Annotated in this window: 15 protein-coding genes, 1 tRNA gene and 3 pseudogenes; 16 read left to right on the forward strand and 3 right to left on the reverse strand. The window is 32.9% G+C overall.

From position 1 onward, the window contains the following. The first annotated feature begins 109 nt into the window (after positions 1-109). From malQ to RINTHH_RS03965, 3 genes are all read left to right on the forward strand, one after another. On the forward strand, positions 110-1,624 hold the full coding sequence (gene malQ, locus RINTHH_RS03955) for a 4-alpha-glucanotransferase (RefSeq protein WP_008233177.1): 1,515 nt from the start codon (positions 110-112) through the stop codon (positions 1,622-1,624). An 837-nt stretch (positions 1,625-2,461) separates the two neighbouring features. Beyond that, positions 2,462-2,535, forward strand: a tRNA-Arg gene (locus RINTHH_RS03960). Between the two features lie 295 nt (positions 2,536-2,830). Next, a complete protein-coding gene (locus RINTHH_RS03965; RefSeq protein WP_008233178.1) occupies positions 2,831-3,349 on the forward strand; it encodes a YdcF family protein in 519 nt (172 codons plus the stop codon). A 2,037-nt stretch (positions 3,350-5,386) separates the two neighbouring features. On the opposite strand, the pseudogene RINTHH_RS03970 reads toward RINTHH_RS03965, so the two are convergent. After that, positions 5,387-6,858: pseudogene (locus RINTHH_RS03970) on the reverse strand (leucyl aminopeptidase). 1,894 nt (positions 6,859-8,752) lie between these two features. Between RINTHH_RS03970 and metG the strand changes: the two are divergent. The 3 genes and pseudogenes from metG to lptC all read left to right on the forward strand — a co-directional run bounded on the left by metG (position 8,753) and on the right by lptC (position 13,395). Next, positions 8,753-10,358: pseudogene (metG, locus tag RINTHH_RS03975) on the forward strand (methionine--tRNA ligase). A 551-nt stretch (positions 10,359-10,909) separates the two neighbouring features. Then, positions 10,910-11,476 (forward strand): annotated as a pseudogene (locus RINTHH_RS11185) (LabA-like NYN domain-containing protein); the annotation flags it as partial. A 767-nt stretch (positions 11,477-12,243) separates the two neighbouring features. After that, positions 12,244-13,395 (forward strand): LPS export ABC transporter periplasmic protein LptC, encoded by a 1,152-nt coding sequence (gene lptC, locus RINTHH_RS03985; protein ID WP_008233184.1) that lies wholly within the window; start codon positions 12,244-12,246, stop codon positions 13,393-13,395. A 72-nt stretch (positions 13,396-13,467) separates the two neighbouring features. On the opposite strand, the gene RINTHH_RS03990 is transcribed toward lptC, so the two are convergent. Continuing rightward, positions 13,468-14,793 (reverse strand): D-alanyl-D-alanine carboxypeptidase, encoded by a 1,326-nt coding sequence (locus RINTHH_RS03990; RefSeq protein ID WP_008233185.1) that lies wholly within the window; start codon positions 14,791-14,793, stop codon positions 13,468-13,470. A gap of 1,159 nt (positions 14,794-15,952) precedes the next feature. On the opposite strand from RINTHH_RS03990, the gene prfB reads away from it, so the two are divergent. From prfB to RINTHH_RS10980, 6 genes are all read left to right on the forward strand, one after another. Beyond that, positions 15,953-17,075 (forward strand): peptide chain release factor 2 gene (gene prfB, locus RINTHH_RS03995; protein WP_155943900.1). Its coding sequence is split into 2 segments (ribosomal slippage): positions 15,953-16,024 and positions 16,026-17,075, totalling 1,122 coding nucleotides; the frame shifts between segments, so codons are not numbered across the junction. A 233-nt stretch (positions 17,076-17,308) separates the two neighbouring features. Next, positions 17,309-17,464, forward strand: coding sequence for a DUF3285 domain-containing protein (locus RINTHH_RS10370; protein ID WP_008226326.1), 156 nt, complete (start codon positions 17,309-17,311; stop codon positions 17,462-17,464). 54 nt (positions 17,465-17,518) lie between these two features. Beyond that, positions 17,519-18,052, forward strand: a complete 534-nt coding sequence (gene ybeY, locus RINTHH_RS04000) for an rRNA maturation RNase YbeY (protein WP_008233190.1) — start codon at positions 17,519-17,521, stop codon at positions 18,050-18,052. Between the two features lie 174 nt (positions 18,053-18,226). Then, positions 18,227-18,685 (forward strand): diacylglycerol kinase family protein, encoded by a 459-nt coding sequence (locus RINTHH_RS04005; RefSeq protein WP_008233194.1) that lies wholly within the window; start codon positions 18,227-18,229, stop codon positions 18,683-18,685. Positions 18,686-18,917: 232 nt separating this feature from the next. Next, positions 18,918-19,073: a glutamine amidotransferase gene (locus RINTHH_RS04010; RefSeq protein WP_008233196.1), complete on the forward strand. Its 156-nt coding sequence runs from the start codon at positions 18,918-18,920 to the stop codon at positions 19,071-19,073. Positions 19,074-19,235: 162 nt separating this feature from the next. After that, positions 19,236-19,412 (forward strand): type 1 glutamine amidotransferase family protein, encoded by a 177-nt coding sequence (locus RINTHH_RS10980; protein WP_008233199.1) that lies wholly within the window; start codon positions 19,236-19,238, stop codon positions 19,410-19,412. Positions 19,413-19,829: 417 nt separating this feature from the next. Here the strand turns inward: RINTHH_RS10980 and RINTHH_RS10985 are convergent, their stop codons facing one another. Next, positions 19,830-19,973: a hypothetical protein gene (locus RINTHH_RS10985; RefSeq protein WP_008233201.1), complete on the reverse strand. Its 144-nt coding sequence runs from the start codon at positions 19,971-19,973 to the stop codon at positions 19,830-19,832. Between the two features lie 313 nt (positions 19,974-20,286). Between RINTHH_RS10985 and RINTHH_RS11340 the strand changes: the two genes are divergently transcribed. The 4 genes from RINTHH_RS11340 to rpsB all read left to right on the forward strand — a co-directional run bounded on the left by RINTHH_RS11340 (position 20,287) and on the right by rpsB (position 25,154). Continuing rightward, positions 20,287-20,409 carry a hypothetical protein gene (locus RINTHH_RS11340; RefSeq protein ID WP_008226342.1) on the forward strand — a complete coding sequence of 41 codons (123 nt, stop codon included), beginning with the start codon at positions 20,287-20,289 and terminating at the stop codon, positions 20,407-20,409. Positions 20,410-20,588: 179 nt separating this feature from the next. Further along, positions 20,589-22,298, forward strand: a complete 1,710-nt coding sequence (locus RINTHH_RS04020; RefSeq protein WP_008233204.1) for an MBL fold metallo-hydrolase — start codon at positions 20,589-20,591, stop codon at positions 22,296-22,298. A gap of 609 nt (positions 22,299-22,907) precedes the next feature. Further along, positions 22,908-23,693, forward strand: a complete 786-nt coding sequence (locus RINTHH_RS04025; protein ID WP_008233205.1) for an ABC transporter permease — start codon at positions 22,908-22,910, stop codon at positions 23,691-23,693. A gap of 681 nt (positions 23,694-24,374) precedes the next feature. Next, the gene (rpsB, locus tag RINTHH_RS04030; protein WP_008233207.1) at positions 24,375-25,154 is read left to right on the forward strand and encodes a 30S ribosomal protein S2; all 780 of its coding nucleotides are present in this window, start codon (positions 24,375-24,377) and stop codon (positions 25,152-25,154) included. Positions 25,155-25,210: the final 56 nt, after the last annotated feature.

The following is a 25,210-nucleotide window of genomic DNA, read 5'->3' on the forward strand; positions in this document are numbered from 1 at the left end:
CTACTAGAGAATTTGCATAATTTCATTGTAATAATTGAATTTACTTACTTTGTTTGGCTCATAATATTATTGGTTCTGGTTTCTAATTTAATTGTTATAGGCGGTAAATATGAGTTTTTCCAGAGCAAGTGGAATTTTACTACACCCAACTAGTCTACCTAGTCAATTCGGAATAGGGGATTTAGGAGAATCTGCTTATAAATTTGTGGATTTTCTGGAGGCAAGTGGTCAAAAACTATGGCAAATTTTGCCCCTAGGACCTACTGGTTATGAGTATTCTCCCTATACAATGAATTTTAGTGCTTTTGCTGGTAATCATTTATTAATAAGTCTAGAAAAGTTAGTAAAACAAGGATTGTTGCAAGCTGAAGAACTAGCTCCCTTTCCACCTGAAGATAATCCCCAAAGAGTAAATTTTGGCCGTGTTATTACTTACAAAACAAGGATATTAAAGCTCTCAAATCAACGTTGGCAAAAATCATTAAAAGGTTTAGGCAAATTAGCATTTGAGGAATTTTGTCAAGAACAATCATTTTGGTTGGATGATTATGTATTATTCATGACAATGCTAGAATTACATAATGGTGATAGTTGGAATAATTGGGATAAAAAGCTCGCTTGCCGACAGTCAAATGATCTCAAACTAGTAGCAGAGAAATACCAAGAAACTATTGCCTACCATAAGTTTTTACAATTCATATTTTTTCAACAATGGTCACAACTACGGGAATATGCCAATAGTAAAAACATTAAAATTGTAGGGGATATTTCTATTTATGTTTGCCATAACAGTGCAGATGTATGGGCTAATCCGGAAATTTTCCAGCTAAATAGACAAACTTTAAACCCAGCTTATATTGCGGGTGTACCTCCAGACTATTTCAGTGCTACAGGACAATTGTGGGGTAATCCAGTTTATGACTGGGAAAAACTTAAAGAAAGCAACTTTGCTTGGTGGATTGAAAGGTTTAATTCAACCCTAAAATATGTGGACATTATTAGAGTTGACCATTTCCGTGGCTTTGAAGCCTATTGGCGAGTTCCAGCAGGGGAGAAAACTGCAATTAATGGGGAATGGGTATCTGCACCGGGATTTGAGTTCTTTGAAACTCTGAGTAATCTTTTAGGTAAATTGCCAGTAATGGTAGAAGACTTGGGTATTATCACCCCAGAAGTAGAAAGATTACGGGATCATTTTGATTTTCCTAGCATGCGTGTTCTCCAAATTGCCTTTAGTAGTAATGCTGATAATCTTCACTTGCCTCATAATTATACTCATAACAGTGTGGTTTATACTGGCACCCATGATAATGAAACTACCTTAGGATGGTGGCAAGAATTTTCTAGTCTGGAGTCTAAAGAACATGCTGCTAATTATTTAGGTTATGACTCACCGGAAAAAATAGAGTCAATTAGCTGGGAATTTATTCGTCTGGCTTTGTCTTCTGTGGCCGATTTGGCTATTATACCCTTACAAGATGTGTTAAATCTGGATAATCAAGGGAGAATAAATGACCCTAGTACAAATAAAGGCAACTGGCGATGGCGCTACACCAGCTCTAGTTTATTAACCCCTCAATTGAGTCAGAAGTTATTAAAAATGACTAAACTCTATGATCGTTGAGATACTAAGTAAAAGTACTAAAGTAATACTAATTAGACACCATAACTGTTACATACTTCTAAGAGCAATTTTATAAGCTATATCCCAGACTAAATTTTAGGGGTTAAAATAACTCACTTAAAAATTATCAGGGTTTAAAATCCTTACAAAAATAGTCAATCTATTATGAAAACCTGTCAAAATTACTGGTATCTATTGCCCAGTTATTATTACATTCAAGTTAGAAAGCCTGATTCTCTCAATGAGTTTTACTGCTGTTTAGTTATCCTAAATGCAAATTTTTAAGCTTAGATGAGCATAAGTATTAATAAATCATAACCCACAGGTTGGTTTAAATGGGATTTTAGATTAAATTAACTTATTTAATATCTATACCTTACAAAGGAAATTATTGGGGTTTTATGGTTCCATAATAATGGCTTTAGCGTAACTGAAATAGCATTGAAAAGAACCCAGCCTAAGCTTTCATCGATTACAAGAGAGGGTGGTATAAGGACTTTGGTGGACGGAATCCATAGCTAAGTTTGGAGTAAATGACCAAGATCAATATTCATGAATTTGTTTCCTGTAACTAACCTGTCTTGCAGCTAAAATTTTACCTGATATTTTCCTAAAGGCGCCCAGAAACACAGAAATAAATCTAACTTTTTCATTGTTGTCATACCTTTCAAGGGAAATTAAATTTATAAATATGACAATTCAGTGACAAGCAACAAAAAATTATTCTGGAAGCTGAAAGGTTTATCTATAGAATTAGAAATAGATGACAATTATTTAAAAAAACTGGTAGTTAGATTAAAACAACTGCTATTATTATTTATGTTCGGTGTTTTATTTGGGACTGTAGCTCAGTTGGATAGAGCGAGCGCCTCCTAAGCGCTAGGTCGCGCGTTCGAGCCGCGCCAGCCCCGTCACCGTAAGATAATTACATACTTTTGTATTTTGTATATCTCAATTTAGGAGTAGTGTTATTCATGAAATATTTTGTTTGAAAAACAGTACCATGTTCAAACTAAACATTAGTCAATAGATTTAACTTGTTGTAATACTTGTTTTTATTAACATTTAGGAGTTCATTTAACTTAGCTGAATAAATAAAAACAAGTATTACTTCAACATTAAAATCTTGTTCATCACTATTATTTTTTAGTAAAACTAAGTATAAAACCCTTGAATAAACCACTATCAAGACTATGTTTTCGGTTTATGCTTATACTAATACTCTTATATGTTTGGTCTACATATAATAAGGAAATAAAAGCTCAATCGGTAGTCCCCCAAGCTGTACTTGTATTAGGTGGTTCAAGCCAATATCTAGAGCGTGAGAAGTTCACAGCTAAGTTTGTCCGTCAACATCCAAATCTACCAATATGGATTACAGGGGGTAGTCCTAAGACATCAACAGAACAAGTATTTACAGAGGCTGGAATTAGTCCTAAGCGATTATATTTAGATTATGAGGCAGTAGACACAGTCACTAATTTCACTACTATAATCGACGATTTAGAGTTTCATGGTATTAAAAGTGTTTATTTGATTACATCAGATTTTCATATGCGTCGTGCTACAGTTGTTGGCGAAATTGTTTTAGGTAGCCGGGGTATTACTTTTAAATCAATACCTGTTCCTTCTGACAAACCTCCAGAACCAATTCAAAAATCTGTTCGTGATGGCGCTAGGGCATTAGTGTGGCTGGCAACAGGATTTAACGTAAGTAAAAGGTAGTATAGCAGAAATGTAACTGGGCATAATATTCTATTTTTAGTTGAAATTACAATAACTGAAGTCTAAAATCAAGATTTAGATTTTTAATAAACTTACTTAAAAGCTATTCGGGCTTACTTAAAAAGTGTATATCAAAACTCATAGGTGATTAGGAGAAGTTAAATTAATTTTAAATTCCAGCAATTTAGCATTAAATTGAACTAATCAAAAATTTTTATGAATACATAATTACCTTATATTAACTACTTAAGATAATAGTTTAAACATAATTGAATCAGTGTAATAGTAGAGAATTATCTTATAGTTTCTAGAACTCGTTTATTATTAAGCCCATTTAATATAATGGATTATCAATAACACTTTTTGGAGATTAATATAATACTAAACTGAGATTGCTTACCTGTCTATACCGGAAGTGGTTGCAAATATACTAAGGATATTGATTTAAGTTATGGTTTGATTTTGTACTTATGTTTTAAATATTTCTGTACAACGATTCCTATCAGGAATTTGATTTTACTAATAATGGAAATTGATATGAAAGGGAGAATTTAATAAATAGCTAGCTATACAGTATGGCTAAAACCTAATAAGTCTAACCTTAAGGGAAAAATATAACAAAGGGTAATTTTTGGTAACCCTCATTGCTGTTGATTACATATGTTGTATTATACACTTCACCATATTCATATTAGTGGAAGAAATTTTTAAGACTATTTGTTTTCGAAATATGAAATTATAAATGGTTAAAAAATAAAATATAGACAGATAAAGAGTTATGGTAACTTGAGAGGAAATTTACAAACCTAGATTATGGATATATATTATATTATTAAATTTAGGTTTACTACATTTGCACCAAAAACACTGTATATAAGAATTTTAGGAATAATGCTTTTTTTATTAAACTCATGTTTGTAAATAGGAATTCTATGATGTATTGGTATAGGTGTAATAAAAGTCTGCAAAAATAAATTTCAAATTCTTAATTAGTTTACAGTTAGGATAATTTATAAGATATAATAGAAGTACAATTTGTTATCAATCCTAAATTTAATTTTAGGTAAGTGCTATTAGTTGAATACTTTAAGTTTGATGGCAATTCAAAGATAGAAAAATAAGTATGGTTATGACCTATTATAATATCTGTGTCTCTTAATATATAAAATTTTGCAGTGTCACAATTACATTTGTGATTACCTAGTATTGAGTACTGGTCAAGTTTTACTATACAACCACTTTATTAGAGATTACCAAATTTTCCTATCTGTAACAATCTGTACAAATCGGGAAATATCATGCCAATAATTACTTCAAAATAATAACTATTAACAACTGAAAAAATTCTCTAGGTTCAAATTTTAGAAGGTTTATAAAATTTACAGAATTCTGGTAAGATATGACCCAAGAATTCACTACCTTATTATATATTAAGGAGAATGAATACTCAAATGAAAAGATAACCCAATTTAGCTTAAAAATTTATTGACTAAACATATCGGTCAATTAAGAAATACTCATCAAATTTACTTGTTAAATGAGATTACTTTAAGAATTTGGTGCTTATTAAATTAAGAGTGGCTGCTGGGGACCATAACTTGATCAAATAGGAAAGCTTTTGATACTCTACTAGCAACTTGTTTACAAACAACAATTACTTTTACTTTCTATTTCAAACTAAGATGTTTTTGTAATACAATACAAAGCTTGGTTACGTTTCCCCAGGACAGATTATTTACACTCTGTTTTGCTTAATTAGACTAAGCTTCATAAATAAAGAATAGGGTTGCATAATTTTATCTGCAACTCTGACTTACCACTAAGTCTATTCAGACTTTATCCTAATACATATCAAACTCCTATTTTTAAGGTCTCTTGTATTTCCTCAAGCTCAGATCCAGAGGTTTGGGATTTTTGTTATTTTAGGCTTACTTCAATGTCACCAGACAACGCTGGTTTCGATGCTTATGGATTCAATGACATTTATGCCTTAATCGATGTATGCGAACTTTGTATTATCATCTTCGCTTTACTCTTCTAACTCATTACCCAATTTACAAGTAATTGTACACCAAAACCAGTTGCACCAATGTTGTTAACTCCACTCTCCTTATCTGTCCAAACCGGACCGGCAATATCTAAATGTGCCCAAGCAGGAGTATTTTTAACGAATTGTTGCAAAAATAAAGATGCTGTAATGGAAGAACCTGCACTAGGTCCTGAATTTTTCATATCTGCAATACTAGATTTCAATCCCTCAAAATACTTGTTTTCCATGGGCATACGCCATAGTTTTTCCCCTGCCTTATATCCAGCAATATCTAATTGTTTAGCTAATTCATCATTAGGAGTAAACATCCCAGCAATATTATTGCCTAAAGCTACTATACAAGCACCTGTAAGAGTGGCTAAATCAACAATTGCATCCACTCCTAGCTTGTCAGCAAATACTAAAGCATCAGCCAAAGTTAGACGTCCTTCTGCATCAGTATTATTAACTTCAATTGTTTTACCGTTTGATGCTTTTAAGATATCTCCTGGGTGCATAGCACAACCGCTGATCATATTTTCGGTAACAGCAGAGATGAAATGTACCTCCACATCTGGCTTGATTTGACCAATGGCCTTGGCCGCTCCAAAAGTAGCCCCTGCACCAGCCATATCAATTTTCATGGTTTCAATGCTGCTACTAGCACTCTTAATATTTAATCCACCAGAATCAAAAGTTAGACCCTTACCAATAATTGCTAATTTTCGCCTGGGGATACCTTGAGGTTGGTAGGTCAGGTGAATGAATTTTGGTGGTATATCAGAGGCTTTTGCTACCCCCAAGAAAGCCCCCATACCTAGATTCTCACATTCTCCATGTTCTAATACTTCTAAATGCAAGTTATATTCAGTAGCTAGTTTTTGGGCAGTCTCTGCCATGGTAATAGGTGTAACTTCATTGGCCGGTGCAGCTACCAACTCCCTGGCAAGTATAACTCCAGAACAAATTTGATGTGCTAGATTAATAGCTTCTTCTTGCCCAACCAACCCAATTAAATCTACAGTCTCAATAGTATTTTTTTTATCTTCCGGCTCTGATTTAAAGCGATTATCCTCATATACTGCTAATTCTACACTTTCAGTAATTGTTTTGGCCGTCTCTGCCAAATTATTGCAAATAGGCAAGCTAATTGCTAAAGATTTACATTTTGTTTTTTACCAACACGAACAATACTAGCAGCAGCTATTCTTAGACTTTCTAAGTTGAAATCTTCTGCTTTCCCTAAACCTACCACTATTATTTTCCGAACCTGGCTACCACCAATTACCCTAGTGAAAATGATACTGTTAATCTTCGCTTTAAATTCTTCTTCAGTAATAAGTTCCTGAATGGCACCAGCCAATTTATCATTTAAGTTTGCTAAATCGCCGATTAATTCTAGCTTTCCCTCAAAAAAACCAATAGCCAAACCATCTCCTGTCCACTGTAAAAGGTTAGCATTGCTGGTTTTAACTTCCATTTTATTTTCTCTTTGAACTTTATGATACCAGTATTACTTAGAAATTCGATTTTATGCTGATTTTCCTTACATGCCTAAGAGGATAACTTAAAAGTTGCCAGGAGTAAAAATCATGCTACTTACCTTAGGTATGAATTTTGATTATAGCAAGATAAAAGAGTCTTTAAAGATATTGGAGAATAACTCATAGTTTCAGCTAATCATCAGTACCTGATAAAATAATCAAAGACATTCTTTATTAACCAAAGCTTTTATAAAATACAAGCCACTTAATTTGTCTAGGTTATTGTAATGACTGGACAAACCCATACTAGTAAAAATTAAGAATGGAGGATTAAAGAATTGCTTGTTAAATTGAGTTCTTGCCTGAGTCATTTTTATTTTAACTATCATTAAAATATAGAATTTTTATTCGATGGTAGCAAAAATTAACCATATAATTCTAGTATAAGATTTAACTTACTTACAATTTAGCTATATGGAGTGATTTTTATACTTATTTTTCTGGTTTTTTATGATAGTGAGGATAGAAAAAATATTAATTGCAATTTTGAATGATTTGACTAAGTTTAATATACCTCTTTACTAAATTAAGAATGGTCATAGTCATTTTCTGTTAGCTCTATCAATTACTAGGATTTGATAATTCATGTGCTTTGATTGTCTTGCTTCTAACTAAAAAAATCCAATTTGAAGATATCTAATATACAACTATTTACAAGAAAGTTTAGTCTACTCTTTGTAAGAATTTACATTAAATAATATACTGGATTCTATCAATTGTTATTAGGAATCATAAGAATTCTATTGCCAAAATGGTAAGTAAGTAGTTTGACAAATTAATTTATAGATTTAATTAAAACCTGTAAATAAATTTAACTGAAGTAATTTTATTAGATAGATATTGCCCTTAGATAACCATTCTAGAGTCAAGCAATCACTAAGAAAACAGTTCATAAACTCTGGTTTATCTTCTATTTCACCATAAATTAGAATTAATGCTTAGTAGGTTCTAGTCTCTTAATCATTATTTATCATTTATATAAATATATATACTGCTATTTTTAGATAATTCTTATTTGTGTTGTTGTGAAAACTTAGTTAAGCTAATAAGATTCATCAAAAAGATTTGTAATATTAAATTATCCTGATATTTATATCATATTAGTTACGATATAAAAGGCCCTATTTCTATCGTAACTAAGCTTATCTTAATATACCTGTGATATATTATACATAGAACCTGTAGCTTCGCATACAAGCAAAAAATGATAATTAATAATACTTGACTAAAATAGGTAAAATTAAGAGGGGAAAATTATACAAAAATCAGAACTCTTAAGGTGTAGTAGTAAATCTATCTAATGAAATTTTAACTAGAATATGTTGTGGAATTTTTGAAATTTGATCACACATGAAAATATTTTACTATCTATAATAACACCTGAATTAAGTTCATATATTATTTTTTAGCTTTATTAAGCTAATTGTTAAATACCTTATAGCCAACTATTTCAAGGTGTTGCTGCCTACTCCTATATACAAGTCTTTTACTATAACTATGAAACTATCTGAGGTCTGTCACTATTATTAATAGCCATTGTCTCTATACTCACCTATGCTTACTTTATCTACTAAATATCATTGTCTAATACTTAGGGCAATTTAAGAGTAAAATATCCCTAATAAATATATTTTCACTAATTATTAAAAATAGTGTTTGAATAAACATAAATACTTGAGTTATTACATATACATACAAAAAACATAAATGTCGGATCATAGGAATCCAGATAATATATAATTAGGGTTGTAATAGTATCTATTATATAGTTCTCTTTTTCCTGAGAATATACAATTAAATTATCAACTATTTTAAAATCTTGTTATTTCTATGAATCTAGTGAATAAAAAAAACAATAAATTTGCATTGACAACCCCCCCTATACTACGTAAATGGCTTACCTCATATTGGTAGTGCTTATACCACTATGGCAGCTGATGTATTTGCAAGATATCATCGGCTTATGGGAAATTCAGTTCTTTTTATTACTGGTACTGATGAACATGGTCAAAAAATTCAGCGCTCAGCTGAGAGTAAAGGAGAAATTCCCCAAGATTTTTGTGATCGTATGTCTGCTGAATTTATTTCATTGTGGGGATTATTAAATATTAAGTATGATCGTTTTATCCGCACAACAGATCCTCGCCACCATACTATTGTCAAGGAGTTTTTTCAGAGAGTCAAAAAACAAGATGATATTTACTTGGGACAACAAAAAGGTTGGTACTGTGTATCTTGTGAAGAATTTAAAGAAGAAAGAGAGCTTCTGGAAGGAAACTTTTGTCCCTTACATCCTAATAAAAAAGCTGAATGGCGTGATGAGGAAAATTACTTTTTTCGTTTGTCGAAATACCAAAGTCAGCTAGAAGAAATATACAAAAATCAACCAAATTTTATACAACCTACTAGTCGACGTAATGAAATAATTAAGTTTATAGAAAAAGGCTTACAAGATTTTTCCATTTCTCGTGTAAATGTAGACTGGGGTTTCCCTGTACCTGGTGATGAAAAACATACCCTATATGTATGGTTTGATGCTCTATTGGGATATGTTACTGCTTTGTTAGATACAGATTCAGAACCCAACTTAGAGAATGCCCTTGGGACATGGTGGCCAATTAACTTACATCTAATCGGTAAGGATATTCTTCGTTTTCATGCAGTATACTTGCCTGCAATGTTCATGTCAGCAGGTTTGCCCTTACCTAAACAAGTATTTGGACATGGGTTTTTAACTAAAGATGGACATAAAATGGGTAAAACCCTAGGCAACATACTTGATCCTTTTACCCTTAGAGAAAGATATAACGCCGATGCTATTCGTTATTACTTTATTAAGGAAATTGAATTTGGTAAAGATGGTGATTTCAATGAAACCAGATTTATCAACGTTTTAAATGCTGATCTAGCAAATGATCTGGGTAATTTACTTAATCGTACCCTCAATATGGTTAAGAAATATTGTGATAGTAAAATACCCCCAGTAGACAGTCAGGATATCCCTACTAAAAATCCTTTAAAAGTTATTGGCTTAGAACTCACAGACAAGGTAAAAATTGCTTATGAAGCACTAGCTTTCAATCAGGTATGTGAAATTCTTCTATCTCTAATTAAAGCAAGTAATAAATTCATTGACGAGCAGGCCCCTTGGTCATTATACAAACAAGGACAACAAGAAAAATTAGAACAAGTACTTTATGCAGTTCTAGAATCAGTCAGATTGGTAGCTTACTTCTTGTCTCCAGTTATTCCTGATATTAGTACAGATATTTATCAACAACTAGGGTTTGAAATTAACTTTAATGACTCATTACCCAGTTTAAAGGCACCTGTAAATACTCATGGTACATGGGGTTTATTAGCTAGTGGACAAATTCTTGGTAAAGCTAAACCCATCTTTAAACGTATAGAGCTGCCTGAATCTCATTCAGTATAAATGCGTATAGTTTATATTTGAGAATTATTTACAACATAATAAATATAGAAAAAATCAACTATGGTTATACTTTTTGGTGAAGTTTTCTCCGATTAAATTACTAATTTCATGAATATGAATAGGGAGTTTTCTTAAAAATGAGTTCTGTTGGCACTGTAATTTCAAATATTTCCTGAAAGATGATAAACAGTATAAGTTAATCAAATAATTCCCACGATGATATAATAGTCAACACAAATATCATACTCTTCTCTTTTTTAGAGTTTGTATATAATACTTATATAATAAGTATTATCATTAATATAAAACAAATAAATTAAAATTTCAGGCTGTTCTAATTTTAATATTTCTATTTTGACATTGATATACATGCTGTGTTACTAACAACTTGAAAAAATCAGACTTAAATTAGCCTCATTACAATTCAAAAATTGTATATAAATCTCATAATAAATTAACGAAACACAGTAATAATTCAGAGCATATTTTCATTAAGTAAGGTATTTTAAATATGTTAGAGCACTTAATAAACTCATCTATATCTACTCTAGAATAAAAGTCATGTAGCTATATTTATTAACGTTTCTAACTTATTTTATGCAGCTTTACACCTAGGAATTGAAAGTGACCATACCAAATTCTTGTACAAGTTAACCTCTGATTCCTAACTTCTACATGCATTCTTTTACATAAGTATTGATAGAGTAAATGAGACGCAGCAAGAGTTTTTATTGTGGATACGAAGCAATGGTTATTATGTAATAGGAAAAGGATTAGTGCAGCTGCTGGATGACTCAAATAAGTCAAATTTAGATGTTGAAATCGCAGTGAATAATGATGGTATTGGTAGATTCATATGATACTGCTGTCTTAGTTAGTGGAGATGGAAATTTGGAATATGTAGTGAATTTGGATGGTTATCGTGATGTAATAGTGGTAGTAGTTAGTTTCTGCTCAATGACTAATGATCGTTTAAGTAATATTAGTAATAGCTATATTGACTTAGAAGAGGTAAAAGAAGATATTCAAAAAACATCCTATTAATATTACCCTTGTCAAGGGTTAATTTTTTAGGCACCCTTTTAAATCCTGGTATTAGTTTAGAAATTCCGGAGTAATCTATTTGTTAGAAATTGAGTTAAGCTTAATTTACGATTATATAATCTGTATGTTTAATAAAATACATTTTATGATGCCATTAAATATAAATTACTATAGGACTGAGATAGTAATTGTTAAAATTGCTTCTAAAATATACATTCATTTTAAGGTAAACTTTATTATTACCAATTCTAATCTTCACTTTAGTAATAGCATTTTTGTGAATTATACTTGACTAACTCAAATCTCTATTCTCATTTTTTTCTCTTGATAAAAATCATAATTTTAGGGCTTTTTTTGGAGAATATCCTTAAAGATTAATAAGAATGTGATTATACAATTTTCAAATCCTGGAAATCTACTAGTCAAATTTAACTCGAGTAAGATTAGACATACTCATTATTTGTTATAGATTATCAGTCCTATGAAGTTTATCAATTAATTGTTTAATAGATATTAACTTTATGGATAATGCTTTTTTAGAAAATTTAGTATATAAATTTTCTGACAATCTGTTTCCCCAACACATTAGAGTACATTCCAGGTAAAATTAAAGAAAACCCCCACAAAATCAAATTGTAGATTGAATACCTGCCTGGATATAGACTGCCGTATTATCCTTATATAGTTAATCAATTAACTGGATATCCTCTTATTAACTAATAAATCTAACAGGTTAAATTCTCTTATCTTGTTTTTTGTCTTTTTAGTATATTCAAGAATCATAGATAAACTGATATAATACATTCCTCAATACAAGGAAAACCATTATTTAAAAGTGGCAATGTTGCAATTGGTCTTCCATACAATAGTTTCTATAAGATTACTATCTGTAATTGTTTTATATTGTATCACTGGTTTGTATAGTTGTAGTAGTCAAACATATATTCCAAAAACACAAATTACTACCAGTCAGAAACTGGATAATAACTTGATTTTTTTTGATGTAACCTTAGAACAAGCTGATAAAGTAGGGCAGCCAATTTGGAGTTTCAAGACAAAACGAGCCGTTTACACTAAAAACAAGCAGTTTGGACGAGTAGATAATCTCTATGGTGAAATATATCAAGATGGACAAGTTGTTTACCAAATTCAGTCAGACGCAGCAGATATTAAGCAAGATGACAAGAGATTATTTCTTAGGGGTAAAATTACTGCCATTAACCCCAAAAATGGTGCTGTACTTCGGGGTAATGAGTTGGAATGGAAACCCCAGAAAGATCTGCTGATTATACGTAAAGAAATTAATGGTACTCATAAACAATTAAAAGCAATTGCAAAAGAAGCTAGGATAAAAACACGTAGCCAAAGGATTGATTTTTCTGGAGATGTGGTAATAGACTCCATAAATCCCCCTTTAAAAATCAGAACCCAACACTTGACATGGCAAATTATGCAAGACAAATTAATTACCAGTCATACTATAAAAATTGATCATTTCAAAAATAGGCAAATAGCTGAGCATCTTCGAGGTAGTGCTGCAGAAGTAGATTTAAAAGCGAAAATCGCCCGCATCACCAAAAATGCTCAGATACATTTGCTGGAACCACTTATGGAAATCACAAGCAAAGAGATGACGTGGGATATCAATACACATACAGTTAGCAGTAACACTTCTGTACAGGTATTCCAAAAGTCGGAAAATATTAAAGTTACAGGAAATTATGGTGAATTGAAAATTCCTCAGAAAATATTGTCTTTAGGGGGCGGCGTTTATGTAACAGGACAGCATATTAAGTTTATTAAATCCCAAAAATTAACCTGGTTGTTAGATAAAAATTCTATTGAGGCTTCGGGTGATGTAGTATATAAACAAGTCAAACCATCATTAACTTTTAATGGTGATAAGGCAGTAGGAAATTTAAAAATAGGTCATATGGTTATCAGTGGTGGTAATAATAGAAAAAGTGTGGTATCAGAGATAATTCCACAATAAGAATATGGGAGTTTTCTGACTTTTAAAAAGAATACTGATTCTTTTTATTTTCCCTCTTTCTTTACCTTTAAATTATCCCTCATAAATAATTTGATTGCGATTTTTGGCCCCAAACTGTAGTTCAGAATTAGTTTTTTCATGGCGAGTAATTGCATATGGAACTTTTTGAGGAAAATTTAACTGTTTAATTAAACTAGTTAACAATTTACCCTGTTTAGAGCGGAAAGCTGCAATTCGATACCCACGGTTGATAATAGCAAACCAAACCAAACCACGATCACGTGTGGGTAATACCCCTGCTAAAGCACTTACAGTATTAAGAGTACCAGTTTTAACCACAGTAGCTTTGGGTAAATTTTTGGTAAACAAAATAGTTCCCCGCTTATCAACACCAGCAATAGGGAATAAATCAGCCAAATTGAGGTTGTGTCTCAAGGCTTGCTTCTGTAATGCCATCAAAATTGCACAGGTAGCTCTGGGAGAAATTCGATTTTCTAAACCCAGACCTGAACCATTAATTAGCAAAATTTCTGATATAGGAACTTTTGCTAGCTGAGCAGCTTTAGTACTGAGTGTATCTATACCACCTACAGCTTCTGCCAGCATATGTGCCATATCATTATTACTGAATGTATTCATCTCTGTAATCAAGCGTTTCATTGGTAAGGATTGATGGCGTATTAATACATTGGTACCTGGCTTAACTTGACTTTGGGCTTTTACTTCCCCTGTAATGTCTACTTTGGGTTTGAGAGTACCTTTAATCATTGAAGAGTACTGCAAAAAAATATTTCGATTCCAGTTAGAGCTGTTCAATGCCTTTTTGAATAACTGACCAGCTAAAATTGGATTGCGTTGAAAATTCATTGTGAAGTCCCCTACAATATTCAGGTTTCCCTTAACCTGTTTAATACCCATTCTGTTCAGACTATTGCCAATAGCAATTGCTTCTTCCCACACAAACAAGGGATCACCACTACCTTGAACAATCAAATCACCAATTAAAATCCCATTTTTTATTCTTCCAGTGGTACTAATAAAAGTTTCAAATTGATAATCTGGTCCAAAAGTTTCAAATGCTACCAGGGAAGTAGCAATTTTTGTTAAGGATGCAGCTGGCATAGGGGTTTTCCCCTCATTATTTGCCATAAGCATTGGGCCAGACTGAATCCAAATTCCCTGATTTCTTATTAAACTCTTATCAATTAATTTCCTATTAACTAAACTTTGCAGATATTGTTTCACAATATTTTTGGCTACTGGGTTGGGATCGTTAAATACAACTCTTCCCAAATTACTTTGCCAAGTCAAATATTCCAAAATTTCTAAGGGCTGAACTTTTACCCCAGCTGTATCTAACCAAACTTTTAATAGACCTGATAACAGCAACTCCAGCATTTTCAATTCCTCTAAATTTCTTCATCGAAAACTGAGATTTATCACTTACTCTGCTATATGAACCTCTGATATTAGCAAATATAAAAAATTTTGTCTTCCAATTTACCTTTGCTCGATTCTCCATAAGAGAATCGAGTTATTCTGCAAGAATTAATATTTATATAAATATTAATTCTGATATTTTTTTACTAGAATCAGAAACCCAACTGCAAATCTTTTAAGCAATAATGGGAAAAGCTCTGATTAACTTTAGCAGTGAAATGATCAAGAGCTCTTACAAATTTTAAAGATTAATTTTTTATCAGTTATCAGAGGCGAAAATTATTATCGGCGTTTAATTTATAATATTAACCACATAGCAAGATATGTATTAATACCATCATGGTAAGCTTTACTTATTTGGTTTGTGAAACTATAGTTTAGTACTTATTTACTGTTACTGTTAAGACAAAGTTTTGACGATAAGTTTATTGTTAGGTAAGATCAAATTAAAGACTAAATAAAAGCTTGCAGCAGACAGCAAATATTTATATAAGAACAAGGTCTCGGCGAGAAGCTAAAGGTTTGAATGACATATTTCTGACTATTATGGCAATAAAAATGGTAAATATACAAGACATATTTATAAATAAAATTACTATAAAGTACATGTTATAGTTTTAGATTAAATATTTAGTAGTCTTCAAAAAAATAAAAAAATAAGAGGTATACTTTTCAAGTACTCTCTGAAATTGAGTGATAATGAAAAGTTTCTTGTCTCCTAACGCATTCACGATAAGTTAAAGTTCTTAACAAGTTTGTCTCGAAGATAAATTATTAATTCATAATATTTAAAGTTATGGTAGTGCTGCATATTACTGATAAAGTTGATTAATAAAATACCATAAATATGGTCCTAACTATGGATATGATGGATGTGTTAGATTCTTACTTGAGTCAATCCCTAAATGCAAGAGAAATCAGCAAAAGCCTATTCTAAAATAATCTTTTAATTGGTGGTTTATCTCTATAATTCAACATAAAAATATAAATTGGCTTGGAATAATTTATTGGAGTCTGGCTTTGTCCTAAGTTGTTATTTTTAGGTGGTTCGTATTTAAACATCCGGCTTACTTATTGCTACAATTAAGAAGCCACTTTTCACAATGCAATCGTCAATATGGAAATACCAGAACTAAGACGCGAAGTTGAAATGTTATCTGAACGCCTGGGTAAAGCTCAGGAGTGTCTTTGACGTTTCCGCACTACAAGCCAAAATACAAGACTTGGAGGAAATTTCTGCCCAGCCTGGGTTTTGGAATAAACATAATCAAGCCCAAAAAATTCTTCAACAACTCAATAACCTCAAGGTTAATTTGGAACAGTATTATAAGTGGAAAGATAGTTTGGAAGATGCGAAGGCTGTATTAGAGCTGCTGGAACTAGAGGAAGATCGGGATTTACTAGAAGAAGCCCTGTCTAAAACTAGTCAGCTTAATTGTGAACTGGAAAAGTGGGAATTATTGCAACTGCTTTCCGGTACTTATGATTATCAAGGTGCAGTACTGACTATTAATGCTGGAGCAGGTGGCACAGATGCCCAAGACTGGGCAGAGATGTTACTACGAATGTATACCCGCTGGGCAGAAAGCCATAGGTATAAAGTCCATTTATCAGAACTTTCTGAAGGCGATGAAGCAGGAATAAAATCTGCCACTTTGGAAATTGATGGTTGCTATGCTTATGGTTATTTACGTCCAGAAATGGGCATTCACCGCCTAGTTAGAATTTCCCCCTTTAATGCTAATGGTAAACGTCAGACCAGCTTTGCAGGAGTGGAAATTATGCCGCAAATTGATGATTCCATACAACTGGATATACCAGAAAAGGATGTGGAAATAACCACATCCCGTTCTGGTGGTAAAGGTGGGCAAAATGTTAATAAAGTGGAAACAGCTGTACGGGTTGTTCATCTTCCTACAGGCCTTGCTGTGCGATGTACAGAGGAACGTAGCCAACTACAAAATAAAGAGAAAGCCATAGCAAGGCTAAAGGCCAAACTTTTGGTAATTGCCCAAGAACAAAAAGCCCAAGAAATTTCCCAAATTCGTGGTGATATAGTGGAAGCTTCATGGGGCAATCAAATTCGCAACTACGTATTTCACCCTTACCAAATAGTAAGAGACTTACGCACCAATCTGGAAACAGCTGCGATTACGGATGTAATGAATGGTGATTTAGATGAATTCATTAAGGCTTACCTGCGCCAGCAAACACAGTTAGTCAAGTCTATTCCCGCTTAATTCCCAGTTTATAGTAATAGGAGTTTGTTTGGATTTTCCATGAGTGAAGATAGAAGAAATTGATGTAGAACTCACAATTCGGAAAAGCAATTCTAGGCTCATAATCTATGTTATTTACCTACTGCTATGTTTTTCAAACCATTTTTTCTTTTTTCCCAAGGAACACTCAACAAACTGTCATATTTACACTATTAAATTCATTAATTAGGCTAGTAGAAGATAGGTATAAAACTATGAACAAATCGTCCCCTGAAGAACTACATCCTTCCTATGTCAAATTGGCTATGCGAAATATGCTCCAAAAAGGAAGTAAATCACTTAAGCATTTTGCCCTTTCGACCTTAGGGATATTAGTAATTCTCCTTGGCTTAGCTTATTTGACCCGCTAATTTAATAACAAGTAGACAGTAAACAAACTAGTTTGAAAGAGAATACTCAACAGCATGCAAGTGGAAGTATGCATCCAGAGCCAAATAAATCAATCATCTAAAGATAAATTAACCAACCTAAATTTGTATCCAGCTGGTATATATCCCCAAACATGGAAAAATTGGTTTAAAACCTGGTTGGAATATCTGCAACCTCATATTCCACCAGCACCTAGTTATGAGTTGGGAGTACTGCTGACTAGTGATGAGGAAATCCAATTTCTCAATGCCAATTATCGTTTTCAAAATAAACCTACAGATGTTCTGGCTTTTGCTACATTGGAGGTCAAATATCCCAAAAGCGAAGACATGCTTAACTCTATGCCTCTCAGCATTGGTGACATTATTATTTCCGTTGAGACAGCCCAACGCCAAGCCCAAAAGCAAGAACATCTTCTCCTGACTGAGTTGGCTTGGTTAGCGACTCATGGATTGTTGCATTTGCTGGGCTGGGATCACCATGATGAATATACTTTACAAATCATGTTTCATCAACAGGTGGCACTGCTGAACAAGGTGGGTATTACTATTGACTTCGATCCACTGTAGATTAGACTGAGTTTGAAGTTTAAATTTACTGCCAATATATTCTGACGAAATTCATTTTGGGGAAACATACTCCCAATAATTATATGCAAGGCGTTAACGTTTATGCTGATTTATTTATGAGTTCCGCAATTATAAATTGTCTTTTACTTTACTTATTCTATTTTCTGCATAATCATGTCACAACGAATTTCTTCCCCACCATCAAACGATAATCTAGAGGCTATTACTACAAAAAAAAGAGAACTTTCTTGGAAAGTTGCAACAAATTTGTTCATGAGTTTCCAGTATGCTTGGTCTGGTATTGTTTATGCATTTATGACTCAAAGGAATTTTCGTATTCATGTATGTATTTTTGCTTTGGCTATTAGTTTAAGTCTGGTGTTACATTTACCACCCGTAGAAATTTCAGTCATTGGTATCACTAGTGGTTTGGTACTCACCTTAGAATTACTCAACACAGCTTTGGAATCATTAGTAGACTTGATTGTTAAGCACAATTATCATCAGTTGGCAAAAATTGCTAAGGATTGTGCTGCCGGTGCAGTGCTAGTTTCAGCAATGGTTGCTGTACTAGTTGCTGGAATGTTAATTTTACCTCCTTTGTTAAGAGTGATTTTTGAAGGGGCATTTTAAAATTGTAAGTTTATTAGTAGTTTTTTGAAGACCTTAATAAGAGTGTTCTAGCAGTTATTTGATATGGTTATTTCCTTTTGGTTTCTGTTTTATAAATAGCTCATATAATCATATGTATTTATCTCTCAAGTTTAGGAATTCACTGAATTATAATTAAAAGCTATATGTTTTGATTATTATTTTTGATAAATATGACAGTCTGGCTTATAATTTAATCCATTGTTTGGAATAATTGGATAACAAACTCCCAGTTGCTGCAGAGCTACATATATTTCGCAACGACCATATACCTATGGAGAAAATTAACAATTTACAACCTGATGGTATAGTCATCCCTCCTGGACCTAGTCGTCCAGAAAATGCTAGTCTATCTTTAGAAATCATTTAAAGACTAGTTAATTATAACTCTAGTCTATGAGTCTGCTCAGATCACCAAAGCATTGGTCATGATATTTGGGAGCAAAATTTTTCCACCTGCGGAATTATTACATGGCAAGATATATACTATTACCATGCTGTGGTTAGTCTTTCCCGAGGGGTTGAAAATTTCATGCCTGCAACTCACTATCATAGTCCAGCAATCGATTGTCATAGTTACCCAGATATATTAAAAGTTAATACTTGGGTAAATGATGGTATGGTCATGGTGATAAGTCATCATTACTATCCTCATATTGAGGATGATCAGTTCTATCGGGCAAGGATATTAACATCTTTAAGAAAATAAATACTGATTCATTAAAATTTCCTAGAATTTTTGTCATGATAGAATACAGAAGAATGGTAATTATTGCAATTGATTTAGCCTGCTAGTATGGTTACATGTGTTTTTAGTAGATGATAGCCCGGTTGATGTGGAACCTACAAATTCATCCTTTATTACAATAATAGGCTCCTTGCTAAACTTTGTATTAAATGGAGTTATGACTGGGGTTATGGCCAACTATTCCTTTCTTTTGTGTGTTTTTTAATGTTGATATGTACGAATTTCAGGTGATTTAGCTTCAGCACATTCACAAGCCATGATTGTAATAGGATTTATATCGGATGGGTGCCAAGTTTTTTCTTCAGTCTGTTCCCCATAATTTTTAATGTTAAAGCCTTCAATCTTAAGGAAGCAATAGTAGATTTAATCCTCAAACCCTTACTCCCAAATACTGTTGTCCCACTCTACATGATAAAAATAAAAGTTGCTGTATGTATTACCTAGATAAATTCCTAAAGTTTTGCGTGCGTAGGTAGTCTCCACGAAAATATTAATGGTGGTACAACTACTATCTGTTTCCATGACTCAAAAAATGGCCAGTAATATAAGTCTTTAATTGTGTTTTATGAAATTTCATACTCTGGAATACTCACATTATACTTGGAAGTTAATTCTAATTATGATTAGCCTATTTATTAATAGTTAAAAATAGTTAAGTAGATTTTCATTGCACCTAATAGATACCAAAAGTCAAGTCATCAGGATATTGTCAGTATGTAACTAGTTGATGACATATTTACATATGATTTAATAGCTTTAAATATAGTACATTTTCTCTTCTGGGAAAATAACGCTTTAATAGAAGAAGGTACTGAGTAACAGGAACTAAAAACAAATGGATGTGAAGCTGATACTAGCTGGTTTAACTATTATTTTTACCCTCACTTGCTTATTTTTTGGTACACAGAATGGGTTTTATGATTCTGACAATTATCATGGTAATGGTTCTGCCCATTAAATAGTAGCTGAAATTAACACAATTCCCCTAGTCTTCTAGTAAAAGGTGATTTTTTACTTGTACTTTAGTTATTCTAATAGTGAAACAAGGTTTGAACCTCTAAAAATATCCTAATTGCTAGAAAATAGGGGTCCATAATGACAGTTATTTTGCTAGGAGTTTGGAAAGGAAGATAAAGTATGGGTAATGCCCCGAAAGGACCAGAAAGTAAACAGAAATTTAGTACAAACCATAAGCCTCAATCATCATTTGATCTACTTACAGTAGAAGCAAATAATGAATTGGAGTGTTTTACTTATGGGGTTAACCATAATGGTGAAGGTATTTGTTTGTTGGTGAGTATGGGGCCTCACCGCTTTTTATTGGATTGTGGTTTAATTGACATTTCATCCTTAGTTAAGGATATGGAGAACTTTAGTCAAACAACTGACTTCCCTTTACCAGTGGATGGAATTTTAGTTACTCATGCTCATCCAGATCATTCCAGGGGTTTACTGGCATTACATAAGGAATTCCCACTAATACCTATTTACGCCAGTGAGGTAACAAGTGAGTTATTACATTTAAATTGGTTGGACTGTGAACAGTCGGTTCCACAGTTTTGCCAGGCATTGCCTTTACGTACAGCAGTGGAACTTAAAGAAGGTCTATTGGTGGAACTGTATCCAGCTGGGCATTTGCCGGGGGCGGTTATAATAATGTTGACTTATATTACTCCCAAACAGACTTATAGTTTAATGTATACGGGAGACTTTTTTCTTTCAAATTCACGGCTTGTCGAAGGACTACGTCTAGAAGAATTACGTGGATTTCCATTGGATGTATTGGTAGTAGGAGCTACTTATGGCACATTGCATCATCCCCATCGCCGTCACCAAGAAAATCAACTAGTAGAAAGAATTAATTCTGCAATAAAAAAAGGCTACTCAGTTATTTTACCTACTCCACCTTTAGGATTGGGGCAAGAGCTACTAATGTTGCTAAGAAGCCACCACTATTTTACAGGTAGAGATATAGATATTTGGGTTGATGGTGCAGTAGCTATTGGTTGTGATGCTTATCTTAAGTTACTACCCCATTTACCTGCATCCGTACAAAACTTTGCCCGTTACCAACCTTTGTTTTGGGATGAGAGGGTGCGTCCAAGAGTCAGACGTTTGAATCCGGAAGAACATTCTTCTATGAGCCAATCTCTCTGTATTATTCTGACTGATTCCCTTGAAAAACTCAGTGGATACTATCAATCAAATGATAAACCCTGGCTAATTTTAATACCGGAAAAGACGGAAGTAAAATTGGAAGAGCAATCACTAAAGAAGGTAATGGTAGAAACCTATTTCCTGGCACAACATAGTGATGCTTCTGGTACCACCCAACTAATTCACAATTTGCGTCCCCAGCATATCATTTTTGTTCATGGCTCTCCTAATTATTTGACAGATTTAGCCTGTTTAGAGGAACTACAAAATCGCTATCATATTCATTCACCCACTGCTAACATGTTAGTAGAATTACCTATAGGTGAGGTCTTGTTACAGCCTAATTCTTTTGATACTAGTTATAAAGGGGAAATAACAGAATTAGGAACAATGGTCACAATTACCTTACCGGATGAGATTGTAACTAATCCTCGATGGCGACAATTTGCTGATACAGGTTTAGTAGAAGCTCGATGGCAAGGAGAAGATTTAATTGTGCGAGGATTATCTCCTAAAGAATTAATTAGTCAAACTCACAATCGCTATACTTCATATGATATTGATTGTTGTAGTATTTGCAAGTATCAGAGAAAACAAAGGTGTTGGAATCAGGCTTCACACTTGTATAACTTTAAAGTAACTCTTGATGGTTACTGTCCTGCTTTTAAACATAAAAATCAAGAAGATTAATATATTCAACAGCTTTTTTGGTTAAACTAAGTATCAATTTTTGGAATTTGCCTACCAAAGATTTAAAAGCTTCTGAAAATAAGTGTTATATGTAAACTCTAGTAATCTCCTATATCTTGTGTGCTTAGTTTGAAGTTAATCAGTTCTCTAGCCAAAAAAAAAGTCAAGTAAGATGATATTTTGTGTTAAATTAACTGCATGTTCAATCTATCTAGGATAAAGTCTGTAGCTTTATAATTATGTATTTAAAAGCACTAATATAACCTGTTTATCTTGAAAAATTATGCTTATGTCTTTATTCAGGTTGTCCTAATTTCCTATAAGATTTTACTCGAATAAAATCATTTTTTAAATCATATATGAACTAGTTAGTTGTTGATTTATATTCTTTTATTCTTATGCTTTTTGGTTAGTTTTGAAACGTTCCTTAATAAAATTATTCTTTATTTAAAAGTAAAATATCATGCTTGACTTGATTTGGGTTTCAACCATGATTTGTAATTTTATTTATATGGATGCTCTATAAAGTATGGCTAGGAAAGACATAGAGGCATTCATGCTGACAACATATCAATATGAATACCTGAAAGAATAATATCTGACATATTTATGATAGAAATAAACCACTTAAATCTAATAGATTTAATAGCCATAATAGCATTAATCAGCTTTACAATTGTTTTATGTATATGGCAAGGATTTGGACTAGGTTTTGCATTTGCTATTGCTGCAGCGAAAAGCATTATTCAATTGTTAATTTTGGGATATACTCTCGATTTTATATTGGCACTAAACAATATTTTGGCAGCTGTGGTAATTCTAATATTAATGTTGACATTGTGTGCAATTACTGCGAGGAATAGTATTACCAAGAAAGCCCCCTTTATTTTACCTTTGTTATGGGCATCTATGTTCATGAGTACTGCTGGAGTGCTCCTATACGCAAATTTTCTGATTTTCCAACCTAAATCATGGTACGTGCCACAGTATATAATTCCTTTAGGAGCCATGGTGCTGAATAGCACAATGAGTACTGCTATCCTCACAGGAGAATGCTTGATCAGAAGAATGTATTCCAGCCAATTAGAGATCGAAACCCATTTGAGTTTAGGCGCTAATCCCCAACAGGCAACTACATCATTACGTCAGGAGGTCACCCGTACAGCTTTTCTTCCTATTATTAATCAAATGGCAGTTGCAGGAATATTCATACCCCCTGGGTTTATGAATGGTATCTTAATTAGTGGTGTAGTTCAATACTCTCGACCATTACAGGCCGCATCCCATCAAATTGTACTGTTATTTATGATGGCAACTGCTAATTTGCTGACTATCGTGTTGCTTACCCAAAGCTTGTGTTATAATTTGTTTAATACAGAAGCACAGTTAAAATAAATATAAAATTTGTATTAATAAATAAAACTACCCTCTAAAGTAACTTGAAAGTAGTTTAAGAAAATTTTCGTTTTTAGCTAAATTAAGTCTGGGCAGAAATACTGGTAATTATAAAAACTAATGGGATATTGATGCTACTAGTTTCTGCAGTGTTTGTGTTGTCATCTTTGCATTTTGCGAAGTCTACAATTGTCTGTAATACTAATTGGAAAAATATAAACAATTAAGTCTCAGATTTATTTAGAATCTGCAAGGCCATACTATTTGAATAGTAAGAATAAACTACTAACTGTTACCTTGAATAGACATTAAGGTAACAGGTTACTCCAAAATATGCATATTCTTTATTTAGTTCCTCTAGCCTTTATTCAAGTATCTAAAACAGAGTATCAAAATTAAGGAAGTTGTGGTTGCGAAATATTTAAGTGTAAATAAAATTAGAGATAGAAAGATTGTAAGATTCCAAATATACCATAAGATAAATAAATAGTAAAATTACAATTGATAGAATATTCCTTTACTTTCCCAATATTAAAACAATATTTTGCATTATGCTTTTGACAAATGTGTTAGCCTGGTATGGCTAATTAAATCTCGCACTTTCAGGAATTCGGGTGTTTTCATTCTTTGAAAATCCGCCTGGAAGGAGGTTAAACCCGAATAGGAGCAAAAAGTAAGAATATGTCAGTAGTTTCATTGGCTCAAATGATGGAGTCAGGTGTTCATTTTGGGCACCAAACTCGTCGCTGGAACCCAAAAATGTCCCAGTATATTTATACTGCACGCAATGGTGTGCATATTATTGACTTGGTGCAAACTGCTCAGTTGATAGAAGAAGCTTATACTTATATGCGTTTGCAATCGGAACAAGGCAAAAAGTTTTTGTTTGTAGGGACTAAACGGCAGGCTGCAGGTATTATTGCTCAGGAAGCTTTACGTTGTGGTTCTCACTACATTAACCAGCGTTGGCTAGGTGGAATGCTCACCAATTGGGCGACAATTAAAACCAGAGTAGAACGATTAAAAGATTTGGAGCGTCGGGAGGAGAATGGTGCTCTGGATTTGCTTCCTAAGAAAGAGGCTTCCATGTTACGCCGGGAGTTAGCAAAACTGCAGAAATATCTGGGTGGGATTAAAACTATGCGAAAAATCCCAGATGTTGTGGTAATTGTAGATCAACGTAGGGAATATAATGCCGTACAGGAGTGCCAAAAATTAAGACTTCCTATCGTTTCGATGTTAGATACTAATTGTGATCCCGATGTTGTAGATGTTCCTGTCCCTGCGAATGATGATGCTATTCGTTCAATTAAGTTAATTGTTGGTAAGCTGGCAGATGCAATTTATGAAGGTCGTCATGGTCAATTGCTCGAAGATGATTACGAAGATTATGAAGGAGGAGAGGAAGATTTTGACTATAACGAAATAGATGATTCTGATAATGAAGGCGAACAAGAGTGAGATATTTTCTTCATCACACCTATTTCAGAGTTATTTTAAGCTTAATAGGAAGATTT

The organism is Richelia intracellularis HH01 (assembly GCF_000350105.1).
GTDB classification, from domain to species: domain Bacteria; phylum Cyanobacteriota; class Cyanobacteriia; order Cyanobacteriales; family Nostocaceae; genus Richelia; species Richelia intracellularis.

What these genes read in the sequence shown, in the direction of transcription:
- ybeY (WP_008233190.1), top strand. Translation starts at nt 17,519, where the DNA reads ATGCAAGTGGAAGTATGCATCCAGAGCCAAATAAATCAATCATCTAAA.
- RINTHH_RS10980 (WP_008233199.1), top strand. Translation starts at nt 19,236, where the DNA reads ATGCCTGCAACTCACTATCATAGTCCAGCAATCGATTGTCATAGTTAC.
- RINTHH_RS04020 (WP_008233204.1), top strand. Translation starts at nt 20,589, where the DNA reads ATGGGTAATGCCCCGAAAGGACCAGAAAGTAAACAGAAATTTAGTACA.
- rpsB (WP_008233207.1), top strand. Translation starts at nt 24,375, where the DNA reads ATGTCAGTAGTTTCATTGGCTCAAATGATGGAGTCAGGTGTTCATTTT.
- RINTHH_RS04025 (WP_008233205.1), top strand. Translation starts at nt 22,908, where the DNA reads ATGATAGAAATAAACCACTTAAATCTAATAGATTTAATAGCCATAATA.
- RINTHH_RS11340 (WP_008226342.1), top strand. Translation starts at nt 20,287, where the DNA reads ATGGATGTGAAGCTGATACTAGCTGGTTTAACTATTATTTTTACCCTC.
- RINTHH_RS10370 (WP_008226326.1), top strand. Translation starts at nt 17,309, where the DNA reads ATGAACAAATCGTCCCCTGAAGAACTACATCCTTCCTATGTCAAATTG.
- RINTHH_RS04005 (WP_008233194.1), top strand. Translation starts at nt 18,227, where the DNA reads ATGTCACAACGAATTTCTTCCCCACCATCAAACGATAATCTAGAGGCT.
- lptC (WP_008233184.1), top strand. Translation starts at nt 12,244, where the DNA reads ATGTTGCAATTGGTCTTCCATACAATAGTTTCTATAAGATTACTATCT.
- RINTHH_RS10985 (WP_008233201.1), bottom strand. Translation starts at nt 19,973, where the DNA reads ATGGAAACAGATAGTAGTTGTACCACCATTAATATTTTCGTGGAGACT.
- RINTHH_RS03965 (WP_008233178.1), top strand. Translation starts at nt 2,831, where the DNA reads ATGCTTATACTAATACTCTTATATGTTTGGTCTACATATAATAAGGAA.
- malQ (WP_008233177.1), top strand. Translation starts at nt 110, where the DNA reads ATGAGTTTTTCCAGAGCAAGTGGAATTTTACTACACCCAACTAGTCTA.
- RINTHH_RS03990 (WP_008233185.1), bottom strand. Translation starts at nt 14,793, where the DNA reads ATGCTGGAGTTGCTGTTATCAGGTCTATTAAAAGTTTGGTTAGATACA.